General features: G+C 59.9%; 10 protein-coding genes and 1 tRNA gene. 4 read left to right on the plus strand and 7 right to left on the minus strand.

Annotation, left to right across the window (positions count from 1 at the left end):
* Nucleotides 1-30: 30 nt before the first annotated feature.
* Nucleotides 31-120 (minus strand) — tRNA-Ser (locus KVG87_RS13090).
* A gap of 296 nt (nt 121-416) precedes the next feature.
* Between KVG87_RS13090 and KVG87_RS13095 the strand changes: the two genes are divergently transcribed.
* The 3 genes from KVG87_RS13095 (at nt 417) to KVG87_RS13105 (ending at nt 3154) form a co-directional block, all read left to right on the plus strand.
* A complete protein-coding gene (locus KVG87_RS13095) occupies nt 417-1106 on the plus strand; it encodes a crotonase/enoyl-CoA hydratase family protein (RefSeq protein WP_076566844.1) in 690 nt (229 codons plus the stop codon).
* A gap of 221 nt (nt 1107-1327) precedes the next feature.
* On the plus strand, nt 1328-2050 hold the full coding sequence (locus KVG87_RS13100) for a 1-acylglycerol-3-phosphate O-acyltransferase (protein ID WP_076566842.1): 723 nt from the start codon (nt 1328-1330) through the stop codon (nt 2048-2050).
* 132 nt (nt 2051-2182) lie between these two features.
* The gene (locus KVG87_RS13105; protein ID WP_217851043.1) at nt 2183-3154 is read left to right on the plus strand and encodes a magnesium and cobalt transport protein CorA; all 972 of its coding nucleotides are present in this window, start codon (nt 2183-2185) and stop codon (nt 3152-3154) included.
* A gap of 69 nt (nt 3155-3223) precedes the next feature.
* On the opposite strand, the gene KVG87_RS13110 is transcribed toward KVG87_RS13105, so the two are convergent.
* From KVG87_RS13110 to KVG87_RS13120, 3 genes are all read right to left on the minus strand, one after another.
* Complete coding sequence (locus KVG87_RS13110; protein ID WP_217851045.1) at nt 3224-3952, minus strand: amidotransferase; 729 nt, start codon at nt 3950-3952, stop codon at nt 3224-3226.
* Between the two features lie 92 nt (nt 3953-4044).
* The gene (locus KVG87_RS13115) at nt 4045-6189 is read right to left on the minus strand and encodes a 3-hydroxyacyl-CoA dehydrogenase NAD-binding domain-containing protein (protein WP_217851047.1); all 2145 of its coding nucleotides are present in this window, start codon (nt 6187-6189) and stop codon (nt 4045-4047) included.
* A 24-nt stretch (nt 6190-6213) separates the two neighbouring features.
* A complete protein-coding gene (locus KVG87_RS13120; RefSeq protein WP_122880964.1) occupies nt 6214-7419 on the minus strand; it encodes an acetyl-CoA C-acetyltransferase in 1206 nt (401 codons plus the stop codon).
* Between the two features lie 578 nt (nt 7420-7997).
* Between KVG87_RS13120 and KVG87_RS13125 the strand changes: the two genes are divergently transcribed.
* Nucleotides 7998-8819: a c-type cytochrome gene (locus tag KVG87_RS13125; protein ID WP_217851067.1), complete on the plus strand. Its 822-nt coding sequence runs from the start codon at nt 7998-8000 to the stop codon at nt 8817-8819.
* A gap of 118 nt (nt 8820-8937) precedes the next feature.
* On the opposite strand, the gene KVG87_RS13130 is transcribed toward KVG87_RS13125, so the two are convergent.
* From KVG87_RS13130 to KVG87_RS13140, 3 genes are read right to left on the minus strand one after another with little or no spacing between them, the layout of a single operon-like run.
* The gene (locus tag KVG87_RS13130; protein ID WP_073472583.1) at nt 8938-9741 is read right to left on the minus strand and encodes a transglutaminase family protein; all 804 of its coding nucleotides are present in this window, start codon (nt 9739-9741) and stop codon (nt 8938-8940) included.
* Nucleotides 9738-10688: an alpha-E domain-containing protein gene (locus tag KVG87_RS13135; protein ID WP_016773788.1), complete on the minus strand. Its 951-nt coding sequence runs from the start codon at nt 10686-10688 to the stop codon at nt 9738-9740. Before KVG87_RS13135 ends, KVG87_RS13130 begins: the two co-directional genes overlap by 4 nt.
* A 12-nt stretch (nt 10689-10700) precedes the next feature.
* A complete protein-coding gene (locus KVG87_RS13140) occupies nt 10701-12110 on the minus strand; it encodes a circularly permuted type 2 ATP-grasp protein (RefSeq protein WP_016773787.1) in 1410 nt (469 codons plus the stop codon).
* Nucleotides 12111-12482 lie beyond the last annotated feature (372 nt).

The following is a 12482-nucleotide window of genomic DNA, read 5'->3' on the forward strand; positions in this document are numbered from 1 at the left end:
GGAAAATCAGGGGTTTGCGTTTACTGAATGTGGCGGTGAAGGAGAGATTCGAACTCTCGATACAGTTTCCTGTATACACACTTTCCAGGCGTGCTCCTTAAGCCACTCGGACACTTCACCGTATCTCTGCAGACATGTTCTGTCTGTCGAGGCGCGCTAATGTAGTCGAAAGCTTTTCCGATGGCAAACTTTTTTTCAGAATTTTCATGCGCTTAAGAGAGGCCGTTGCGTTCAGCCAGAGCGGACGATGGCAAACCCGCCAATCTCGGGTAAGCCGTGCGCTTCCTTTATAGAAGGCAACACGCGCGCAGCGCTGGCCGAAGCGCAAAACAGTGACTGGCAGGTCAGTCACGGCGCTTTACCTGGCCTGCGGCGGTGGGTAACGTCTGCCCATCTTTCTAATAAGGAATAGCGTCATGAGCGAGTTGATTGCCTACCACCTCGAAGACGGTATCGCGACCCTGACCCTGAACAATGGCAAGGTCAACGCGATTTCTCCGGATGTGATTGCGGCGTTTAATGCGGCGCTGGATCAGGCGGTGGCGGATCGCGCCGTGGTGATCATTACCGGGCAGCCGGGGATTCTCTCCGGTGGTTATGACCTGAAGGTGATGACGGCCGGTCCGAAAGAGGCCGTTGCGCTGGTGACAGCCGGTTCGACCCTGGCCCGCCGCCTGCTCTCTCACCCCTTCCCGGTGATCGTCGCTTGCCCGGGGCACGCCGTGGCCAAGGGTGCTTTCCTGCTGTTGTCTGCCGATTACCGCATCGGTGTCGACGGCCCGTTCAGCATCGGTCTCAACGAAGTGCAGATCGGCATGACCATGCACCACGCCGGTATTGAGCTGGCACGCGACCGCTTGCGGCGTTCGGCTTTCCATCGCTCGGTGATCAATGGCGAGATGTTCGATCCGCAAAGTGCCGTTGATGCAGGCTTCCTCGACAAAGTCGTCACTGCCGAAGAATTGCAGGGCGCCGCGCTGGCTGCCGCGCGGCAGTTGAAGAAGATCAACATGCTCGCGCACAAGAACACCAAGCTGAAAGTGCGCAAGCAACTGCTGGAAACTCTTGACGACGCCATCCTGCAGGATCAGCAACATCTGGGCTGACTCGTCCAGGATCTGCCGGTAAGTGAATAGCCCGACCCTCGTGTCGGGCTTTTTCTTACGTCATACGTCGAAGATTCGCGGAAAGCTCTAGGACGCGCCTGACAGGCAATACTGAAACATGCGCTTAAACATCGGCCATCTCCGGACTCTATAGCGGCAATTGCCGAAAACAGTGCACATCCGTACACTGCGCCACCTTTTGTCCCGGTGGGCCTGCAAAAATGCTGTTTGTGTTTCGTATGTTGTTGATGGGCCTGCACTTTATTCTGGCCGGCGTGCTCGGCGTGATCCTTGGACTGTGCCGCCCGTTCAACCCGGACAACAGCCGACTATGCGCCCGCCTCTACGCTTTGCCGGCGATGTGTATCTTGCGTTTGCGGGTCAAGTCCGAGGTCAACGGCTTGATGAACAAGCCCGACAGTTGCGTGATCATCGCCAACCATCAGTCCAACTACGATCTGTTCGTGTTCGGCAATGTCGTCCCTCGTCGCACCGTTTGTATCGGCAAGAAGAGCCTGAAGTGGGTGCCGTTGTTCGGCCAGTTGTTCTGGCTGGCCGGCAATGTGTTGATCGACCGTGGCAATGCGCACAAGGCGCGGCAGTCGATGCTGACGACGACCCACACCTTGCAGAACGAAGACACCTCGATCTGGGTGTTTCCGGAAGGCACCCGCAACCTCGGTGAAGATTTGTTGCCGTTCAAGAAAGGCGCGTTCCAGATGGCGATTGCCGCCGGCGTGCCGATCGTTCCGGTGTGCGTGAGCAGCTATATAAAGCACATGCGCCTGAATCGCTGGCGCAGTGGCAACGTTCTCATACGTTCCTTGCCGGCGATTCCTACAGTCGGATTGACCATGGACGACATGCCCATGCTGATCGAGCGATGCCGCGAGCAGATGCGCGAGTGCATCGAATCGATGGATCGGCAACTGCAAGCCGCTTGAAACAAGACCCGCCCTGCGCGGGTTTTCTTTTGCCGGGTGAACTGTAGAAGTTTCACTGACTCTCAAGCAGCGACACGGCTAAGCTGAAGCCTAGTTTCCCTGCCATCTGCCAAGAAGAAGTGAATCACCACCATGGGTCGAGTTGTTGCTGCTGCGGTGTACAGCGAGGGTAAGAAAGTCACCAATATTTCGCTGGACGAAGGTGCTGCGTGGGCTGCCAAACCCGGGCACTTCGTGTGGATCGGTCTGGAAGAACCGGACGCACAGGAATTATCCAACCTGCAACGACAGTTCAACCTGCATGAGCTGGCCATCGAAGACGCGCTGGAAAAACACAGCCGACCAAAACTGGAAACCTTTGGTGATGCTCTGTTTATCGTCACCTACTCACCGGTTCGCGAAAACGGCGTTTTGCAATTCATCGAAACGCATATCTTCGCCGGCAGGGGTTACATCATTACCGCACGCAACGGCCACTCCGCGTCGTACGCCCATGTGCGTCAACGCTGTGAAGCGCGTCCGCTGTTGCTCGAGCACGGGGAGGATTTCGTCCTGTATGCGCTGCTCGATTTCGTCATCGAGAACTATCAGCCGGTGGGCGAAGCGATCCACGCCGAGATCGATGAGCTGGAGCGCAACGTGCTGTGCAGCGCCCTCAACGAGCGCGACATCCAGAAGCTGCACGGTCTGCGCCGCGATGTGGTGCGCTTGCGTCGGTACGCGGCACCGATGGTGGAGATCGGCGAGGAGCTGCAAAAGCTCAGTTTCCCGTTCATCGACAAGAACATGCGTCCGTACTTTCGCGATGTGCAGATTCACGTGACGCGGCAAATGGAAGATCTGAGCACGCTGGCGGACATTGCCAGCCAGACCATCGAGATCGGGGTGTTGCTCGAGGCATCACGGCAGAGCGTGGTGCAACGCAAGTTTGCAGCGTGGGCGGCGATTCTGGCGTTCCCGACAGCCGTGGCGGGGATCTACGGGATGAATTTCCAGAACATGCCCGAGTTGACCTGGCACTACGGTTATTTTGCAGTGCTGGGGTTTATTGCGGTGGGGTGTGTGAGTTTGTGGGCGAGCTTCAAGCGGTCCGGGTGGCTGTAGCCGGGACCGCGTTGCCCCGGAGATTCGCGAGCATGCTCGCTCTCACAGGGATTGTGGGAGCAGGCCCTTTTAGCGATGAGCCGTTTCTGGTTTGTGCGCCACGAAGCGCATCATCCACTCCGCAACCGTAGCGCCATGATGCTCCTGCTCTAGGCTCGCGACCCCCTTGCTGTAGATCTGCGAGCCCAGCGCTTCCTGGCGCAGATCGAGCAGCGCGCGCGAATAATCGTGAATGAATTCCGGGTGACCCTGGAAGCACAGCACTTGATCGTTGATGTGATAAGCCGCGAACGGGCAAAAATCGCTGGAGGCGATGACCGTGGCGTTTTCCGGTAGCTCGGTTACCTGATCCTGGTGACTGATCAGCAGTGTCAGCTCTTCGCGCACCGGGCTCATCCACGGCGCCTTGGCTGCCAGCTGGTAGCTGTGAGTGCCGACACCCCAGCCTTGGGATGCACGCTCGCTCTTGCCACCAAGCAGTAGCGCCAGCAATTGATGACCGAAGCACACGCCGAGCAATTTGTCGCCGCGTTCGTAGCGATTCAGAAGATAGGTCTTGAGGGTCTCGATCCACGGATCCGTACCGAACGAATCGGCTTTGCTGCCGGTGACCAAGTACGCATCGAAAATCTCGTCGTCGCTTGGATACTCACCCTTCACCACGTTATAGACAGTGAACTCAGCGGCGATCGGTTGTTGCGAGAACAGCCGCTGAAACATGTGCCCATAGCCCTGATATTGGTCAATCAATTCGGGCCGCAGGATGTCGGTTTCGAGAATGCAGATGCGCAGCGACATAAAAAATACCTGACACGTGATGGGAATAATGAACACCCCAGAGCCTGCCTTGAAACACGTGGCCAAGGCAAGCCCCGAAATGCTCGCTGGCCCTAGAACATTTCACCTTTCGCCGCTTTGTCCAGCAGCAGCGCTGGCGGGGTAAAGCGCTCACCGTATTGCTCGGCCAGGTACTGCGCACGGGCGATGAAATCCTTCAGGCCGTACTGGTTGATGAACTGCAGCGCACCGCCGGTCCACGCGGCGAAACCGATGCCGAAGATCGAGCCGACGTTGGCGTCCGCTGTCGAGGTCAGCACGCCCTCCTCCACGCAACGCACGGTTTCGATGGCCTGCACAAACAACAGCCGATCACGCACATCCTTCGCAGAGATCTGTCCGTCGGCCTTCTCGAAGCGCGTTTTCAGCTCCGGCCATAAATGCTTTTGGGCACCCGCTGGATACTCATAGAAACCGCCTCCGGCAGCTTTGCCCGCTCGCTTGAATTCATTGAGCATCAAGTCAATCACGGCAAAGGCCGGGTGCTCAATCAGTGATTTCCCCTCTGCTTGTAAGTCCTTGGCCGTCTGTTGACGGATATGGCTCATCAGGCTGAGGGAAACTTCGTCGGAGATTGCCAGAGGCCCGACCGGCATCCCGGCCTTGCGCGCTTCGGTCTCGATCATCGGCGCACTGACGCCCTCGCCAAGCATGGCAATGCCTTCGTTGGTGAACGTGCCGAACACCCGCGAGGTAAAGAAGCCGCGACTGTCGTTGACCACGATCGGGGTTTTCTTGATTTGCAGAACGAAATCGAAACCGCGAGCGAGAGTTTCGGCGCTGGTCTGCGCGCCCTTGATGATTTCCACCAGCGGCATTTTTTCTACCGGACTGAAGAAATGCAGGCCGATGAATTTGCTTTGATCGGGCACCGCCGTCGCCAGACCGGTGATCGGCAGCGTCGACGTATTGGAAGCAATGACCGCTTCGCCGCCCACGACCTGTTGCGCGGCGGCGGACACCCTGGCTTTGAGTTGGCGATCCTCGAACACCGCTTCGATGATCAGATCGCAACCGGCCAGGTCGGCATCGCTTTCGCTCGCAACGATTCGCGCCAGCACCGCTTCGCGCTGTTCGGCAGTCATTTGGCCACGGGCAACTTTCTTGTCCAGCAGCGCCGCGCAATGCGCTTTGCCCTTTTCGGCAGCGGCAAGGTTGATGTCCTTGAGGACGACGTCGATACCGGCCGAGGCGCTGACGAACGCGATGCCTGCGCCCATCATTCCGGCGCCGAGCACACCGACTTTGCGGGTTTTATAGGGCGCAAAACCTTGCGGCCTGGAACCGCCGGCGTTGATCTCGTTCAGTTGAAACCAGAACGTACCGATCAGATTTTTCGAGATTTGCCCGGTCGTCAGCTCGGTGAAGTAGCGGGTTTCGATCAGGTGCGCGGTGTCGAAATCGACCTGAGCGCCCTCCACCGCCGCGCATAGAATCTTCTCCGGCGCCGGCAGGGTGCCGTGGGTTTTCGCGCGCAGGATCGACGGCGCAATCGCCAGCATCTGCGCCACTTTCGGGTTCGATGGCGTGCCGCCAGGAATCTGGTAACCCTTGACGTCCCAGCGCTGCACTGGCGCCGGATTGTCGAGAATCCAGGCGCGCGCCTTGGCCAACAGCTCATCGCGATCCGCTGCCAGGTCATCAATCAGCCCGGCCTGCAACGCCTGTTGCGGGCGCACCTTCTTGCCTTCAAGCAAGTACGGCAGGGCTTTTTCGATGCCGAGCATGCGCACCATGCGCACCACCCCGCCGCCGCCCGGCAAAAGGCCCAGGGTCACTTCCGGAAGACCGAGTTGCACCGAGGCGTCATTAACAGCAATGCGGTGGTGACAGGCCAGACAGATCTCCCAGCCGCCGCCCAGCGCAGCACCGTTGATCGCCGCGACCACCGGTTTGCCGAGGGTTTCCAGGCTGCGCAATTGCGCCTTGAGGGTCAGCACCATGTCGTAGAAGGCTTTGGCTTCGGGCTTGCCGACCTTGATCAATTCATTGAGGTCGCCGCCGGCAAAAAAGGTTTTCTTCGCGGAGGTGATGATCACTCCGGCGATACTGTCTTTCTCCGCTGACAAACGAGCAACGCAAGCGGCCATGGCCTCGCGGTACACGGCGTTCATGGTGTTGGCGCTCTGGCCCGGCATGTCCATGGTCAGCACGACGATACCGTCCTGGCCTTTTTCGTAACGAATGGCTTCGCTCATAACAGGGTTCCTTGAAGTCGGGGCTCAGAGGCGTTCGATGATGGTGGCAATGCCCATGCCGCCGCCGACACACAGCGTCGCCAGGCCGTAGCGCAAGTTGCGCGCTTCCAGTTCATCAAGCAGGGTGCCGAGGATCGCGCAACCGGTGGCGCCCAGCGGGTGGCCCATGGCGATCGAGCCGCCGTTGACGTTGACCTTGCCCGGGTCGACGGCCATGTCCTTGATGAATTTCAACACCACCGAAGCAAACGCTTCGTTGACCTCGAACAGATCGATGTCCTCCACGCGCAGTCCGGCCTTCGCCAAGGCTTTGCGGGTCGCCGGCGCTGGGCCGGTGAGCATGATGGTCGGATCTGTGCTGGTGACGGCCGTGGCGACGATACGCGCGCGTGGCTGCAGCCCCAGCGCGCGGCCCTTGGCTTCGGAGCCGATGAGCATCAGCGCCGCACCGTCGACAATCCCGGAACTGTTGCCCGGCGTGTGCACGTGGTTGATCCGCTCGACATGGCTGTAGACCCGCAACGCCGTGGCGTCAAAGCCCATTTGCCCGATCATTTCGAAACTCGGCTTGAGCTTGCCCAGGCCCTCGAGGGTAGACTCGGCGCGGATGAACTCATCGTGGTCAAGCAGGATGATGCCGTTCTGATCCTGCACCGGCACCAGCGACTTGTTGAACGAGCCGTCGGACCGTGCTCGCGCGGCTTTTTGCTGGGAGTGCAGTGCGTAGGCATCGACATCCTGCCGGCTAAAGCCTTCGAGGGTGGCGATCAGATCGGCGCCGACGCCTTGCGGGGTGAAATGGCTGTGCAGGTTGGTCTGCGGGTCCAGTGCCCAGGCGCCGCCATCGCTGCCCATTGGCACCCGCGACATCGACTCGACGCCGCCAACCACCACCAGATCCTCGAAACCCGAGCGCACTTTCATCGCGCCAAGATTCACGGCTTCCAGACCCGAAGCGCAGAAACGGTTGATCTGCACACCGGCGACGCTGACGTCCCAGTCGGCCACTTGCACCGCCGTCTTGGCGATGTCCGAACCTTGATCGCCGATCGGCGTGACGCAGCCGAGGACGACATCATCGACCTGACTGGTATCCAGCGCGGTGCGCGCCTGCAAGGCGCTCAGCAGACCCGCCACCAGGTTGACCGGCTTCACGCTGTGCAGCGCGCCATCGGCCTTGCCTTTGCCACGCGGAGTGCGTAACGCATCGAAAATCAAAGCTTCAGTCATGACGTCCTCGAACCTGATTTATTGTCACTTCACTTTCGCCCTGCGCCGACTGGCAAGCAATGACCACATTGCTCAAAGCGCTTGACGCACACGCTCAGACGGACGGTCATCGGACCTCAGGTGAACCGGTTCAGGTCGTCGAGTTGTCTAGCCAGCGGGCGGCAAAGAAGCTGGCAATACGCCTCATGCCGTTTTAAAAGCTTTTTTCAAGATCACCATGTGAAATGGGTCTAAGCGAAGGCTGACGTGGGCTCTAAGGTGAAGATGTACGCCATCGTCGTCGGGTTTTGCCGAGACGGGCGTCCTTTAACAGGAAGTGCACCGCGTGCCGTCAGGGATATGCAGTCAGGCATGCATCAGGAAATAACAATAAAGGCGGTCAAGCCATGTTCAAACAACCGAAAGTACGTCAAGCAGGACTCATTCTTTTCGCCACGACGCTGTTGTTGATCTTACCGAATCTGACCAAAGTCATCGGCTGATTCAGACGTCGCGTGCTGTAATATCGCCACTGAAAATGTGACTGGCCCGCTACCCGGGCCAGCGTGGTTGTGCCAACCTTTGCGCACTCCCACGACATGGACGGCGATCATTTGAAAACGCTCATTGCGCTCGGTGCCTTGCTGCTGAGCTTGCCCCTGTCTGCCGCACAACTGGATTTACAGTTGGGCGCAAACAGCCGCACCTGGCAGACCGAAGAGCTGCTCAAGCATCCTCAGCTGCAAACTCTCACGATCAACAATGATGTTTCCTACAAGAAGGACATGACCTATCAGGCCGTGCCGCTGGCCGCATTGCTGACGGGGGTCAAGCCGGAGGATCACTTGCAGGCGGTGGCGCTGGATGGCTTTGCCGCAGAGTTGGCCGCCGCGCCCTTGCTGAACAAGGACGGCGCACGAGCATGGCTGGCAATCGAGGACCCGGCGCGGCCGTGGCCACCGCTGTCAGCCGGCAAGCACAGCGCCGGGCCGTTCTATCTGGTCTGGACCGATCCGCAGGCCGGCAATATCAGCCCCGAACAGTGGCCTTTCGAAGTCGCCAGTATCAAGCTGATGGCGCCAGTGGCCCAACGCTTCCCTGCCCTGCTGCCCGATCCTGCCTTGAAGGCCGATGATCCGGTGAACAAGGGTTTTGCCCTGTTTCAGAAAAACTGCCTGGCCTGTCACCGGTTGAATGGTGCCGGAGACGCGCAGTTCGGTCCGGATCTGAATATTCCGTATAGCCCGACCGAGTATTTTGGGGCGGATTTCTTGAAGCGCTACATCCGCGATCCCCAGAGTTTGCGTCAGTGGCCGCAGGCGAAGATGCCGGGGTTTTCGGCTGAGGTATTGCCGGATACAGATCTTGAAATGCTGGTGGGCTATCTCAAGCACATGGCCGGGCGCAAAGCCAAGCCTTGATGCAGTCCCCTGGTGGGAGCGAGCCTGCTCGCGAAGGCGGAGTGTCCGTCGCTGATGGCTGGCTGATGAACCGCTTTCGCGAGCAGGCTCGCTCCCACAGGGCTTTGCGTGCGTCGAGCTATTGTTGCTGCACGGAAATAACCGGCGTCGGCGAGACGAATACCTTGGCGTGCATCTGCTCGCAGCCGCCGCCCCGGCGCATGCCGCGGACCGGGCAGGCATCGAGATAATCCAGGCCCACCGCCAGCTTCAAGTGTCGCTCCGGGCGCGCCAGTTGGTTGGTCACGTCGAAGCTGTACCACGCGTCATCCAGCCACGCTTCTGCCCAGGCATGACTGGCCAGATGCTCGCAATCTTCGCTGTACAGATAACCCGACACGTAACGCGACGGCACCCCGAGACTGCGCGCGCAGGCGAGAAACGCGTGCGCATGATCCTGACAGACCCCGGCCCGACCGGCGAAAGCTTCGGCGGCGCTGGTGTCGACTTCGGTGGAGCCCGGCGTGTAGGTCATGTGCTGATTCAGACCGTGCATCAAGTCGATCAGCGCGGTGCGATCTCGCCGTTGCTTGCAGTTCTTAGCGGCAAACTCGCGCAAGGCTTCGTCGGCTTCGGTCAGGCGCGTGAAGCGCAGGAACGGCAGCGCCGACTGGCTCTCATGTTCGGCCTCGCGCAATTCATCGATATCGACCTGCCCCCGGGCGCCAATGATGATCGCTTCGTGGGGCTCGTCCATGGTCAGCACATGCAGGATGTTGCCGAACGGATCGAGCTGCGCACGCACCGGACGCGGCAAGTCGAGTTGCCAACTGAGGACATGCTGACGCTCGCTGTCATGGGGCGTCAGGCGCAGGTACTGGATGCTCGCGCGCACCTGATCTTCGTAGTGATAGGTGGTCTCGTGGCTTATGGAAAGTCTCATGCAGCCTCCAGGTAGGAACTGTGAATGGCGTTGCCCAACTGGCGCACCAGCGGGATGAATTCGGTCAGCCAGGCGTGCAGGCCTTCTTCGAGGATTTCGTTGATGCCGGTGTAGCGCAGGCGCGCGTCCATTTCCGCCGCCAGGCGTTGTGCCGGTCGGCCGTTGGCGCCTGGCAGTTGCGCGAGGATCTGGTCGATTTCTTCGGTACAGGCACGCAGCGAACGCGGCACGTCGGCGCGCAACAGCAGCAGTTCGGCGACATGCCGGGCGCCGGGCGCGTCGCGGTAGATTTCGGTGTAGGCCTCGAATGAGGACAAGGCGCGCAGCAGCGCACTCCACTGGTAATAGGCGTGCGCCGTGCCATCGCTGACTGCTTCGGCCTGATCGCCGGCCATCTCGTAACGGGCATCGAGCAGGCGCAGTGTGTTGTCCGCGCGCTCGATAAACGTGCCCAGACGAATAAAGCGAAACGCGTCGTTGCGCATGATCGTGCCGTAAGAGGCGCCGCGAAACAGGTGCGAACGCTCCTTGATCCATTCGCAGAAACGGCTCATGCCGTAGCGGCTCAGGCCCTGTTCGGCGATGCCGCGAATCTCCAGCCAAGTCGCATTGATGTTTTCCCACATGTCGGCAGTGATACGCCCGCGCACGGCATGGGCACTGGCTCGCGCTGCGCCAAGGCAGCTGTAGATACTGGCCGGGTTGGCCGCATCCAGTGCGAAGAAATGCAGCAAGCGTTCAGCGTGCAGGTCACCGTGGCGTTCAAGGTAATCGTCCAGGGTGCCGGTGATCAGCAACGGCATGGCGAGTTCGTGCAAACCGTCGCCGCGCCCGTCCTGCGGCATAAGCGACAGCGAATAACTGATGTCGAGCATGCGCGCGAGATTCTCCGCACGCTCTAGGTAACGCGACATCCAGTACAGATCCGAGGCAGTTCTACTTAACATGGCAAGCTTCCTTCAATCCTCGACTACCCAGGTGTCCTTGGTCCCGCCGCCCTGGGAGGAATTCACCACCAGGGAGCCTTCACGCAACGCAACACGGGTCAAACCCCCAGGCACCACACGGGTTTCGCGGCCGGACAGCACGAACGGGCGCAAGTCGATATGGCGCGGCGCGATGCCGTTTTCGACAAAGGTCGGACAGGTCGACAGCGACAGCGTCGGCTGCGCGATGTAGGCATGGGGTTTGGCTTTGATGCGCTCACGAAAGGCATCGATTTCCGCTGTCGTCGCGGCTGGCCCAACGAGCATCCCGTAACCGCCGGAGCCTTGGGTCTCCTTGACCACCAGTTCCGGAAGATTGGCCAGCACGTGGGATAGCTCGGACGGGTTGCGGCACTGCCAGGTCGGCACGTTTTTCAGAATCGGCTCTTCGTCGAGGTAGAAACGGATCATGTCGGTGACAAACGGGTACACCGATTTATCGTCCGCCACTCCGGTGCCGATGGCATTCGCCAGCACCACATTGCCGGAGCGATAGGACGACAGCAGCCCAGGCACGCCGAGCATCGAGTCCGGATTGAACGCCAGCGGATCGAGGAATGCGTCGTCGAGGCGACGATAGATCACGTCGACCGCTTTCGGGCCATCGGTGGTGCGCATGAACACCTTGTCGTCGCGCACGAACAGATCCGCGCCTTCCACCAGTTCAACGCCCATCTCCCGCGCCAGAAAGGCATGTTCGAAGAACGCGCTGTTGAAGCGTCCCGGCGTCAACACCACCACGCTCGGGTTGTCGATCGGGCTTGAGCTTTTCAGGGTGTCGAGCAGCAGATTGGGATAGTGATCGATCGGGGCGATGCGCTGGGCGGAGAACAGTTCGGGGAACAGACGCATCATCATCTTGCGGTCTTCGAGCATGTAGCTGACGCCGCTGGGGGTGCGCAGGTTGTCTTCGAGGACGTAATAAGTGCCATCGCCGTCGCGCACCAGATCGACGCCGGAGATGTGCGAGTAGATGTCGCGGTGCAGATCCAGGCCTTGCATCGCCAACTGGTATTGCTCGTTGGCCAGCACCTGTTCGGCGGGAATGATCCCGGCCTTGATGATGCGCTGCTCGTGGTAGAGGTCGGCGAGAAACATGTTCAACGCTTTGACCCGCTGGATGCAGCCGCGCTCGACAATCCGCCATTCACTGGCGGGAATGCTGCGGGGAATGGTGTCGAACGGAATCAGGCGCTCGGTGCCCTGCTCGTCGCCATAGAGCGTGAAGGTGATCCCGGCACGGTGGAACAGCAGATCGGCCTCGCGGCGGCGCTGCGCGAGCAGCTCGTCGGGCGTCTCGGCCAGCCAGCGGGCAAATTCCCGGTAATGCGGGCGGACCAGGCCGCCGGCATCGTACATCTCGTCAAAATAGGTGCGGATCATGCCGTACTCCTTGTCACTCCGGACATACAGGCCTTCGCAAGGCCCGTGCCATCGGCATAAACGCTTTGATTTCAATCGGTTGTAGATCCACGCCGAAGGCTGCGCACCATTCCTGTGCGGCAAATGCCCCGACCCGATTGCCCCCGCTTCATTGCGACGCACTGCATCGCCTATCACCAGCATAGTCAGAGTTGATTTCATTGCCCGGCCACGACTGCGGATAATCCGCGCATTCGCTGCAAAACTTCCCCGGCAAGCCGCCGCGAAGTAGACAGCTCAACTGATCTGTACTGCCTTGGCAGCCCCGTACCGACAGGACTTTACTGCACACCCGTCTTCCCTTTTAGCCACCCTCTCCGGTGGCTTTTTTTT

Origin of the sequence: Pseudomonas siliginis (assembly GCF_019145195.1) — a bacterium.
Taxonomy (GTDB): domain Bacteria; phylum Pseudomonadota; class Gammaproteobacteria; order Pseudomonadales; family Pseudomonadaceae; genus Aquipseudomonas; species Aquipseudomonas siliginis.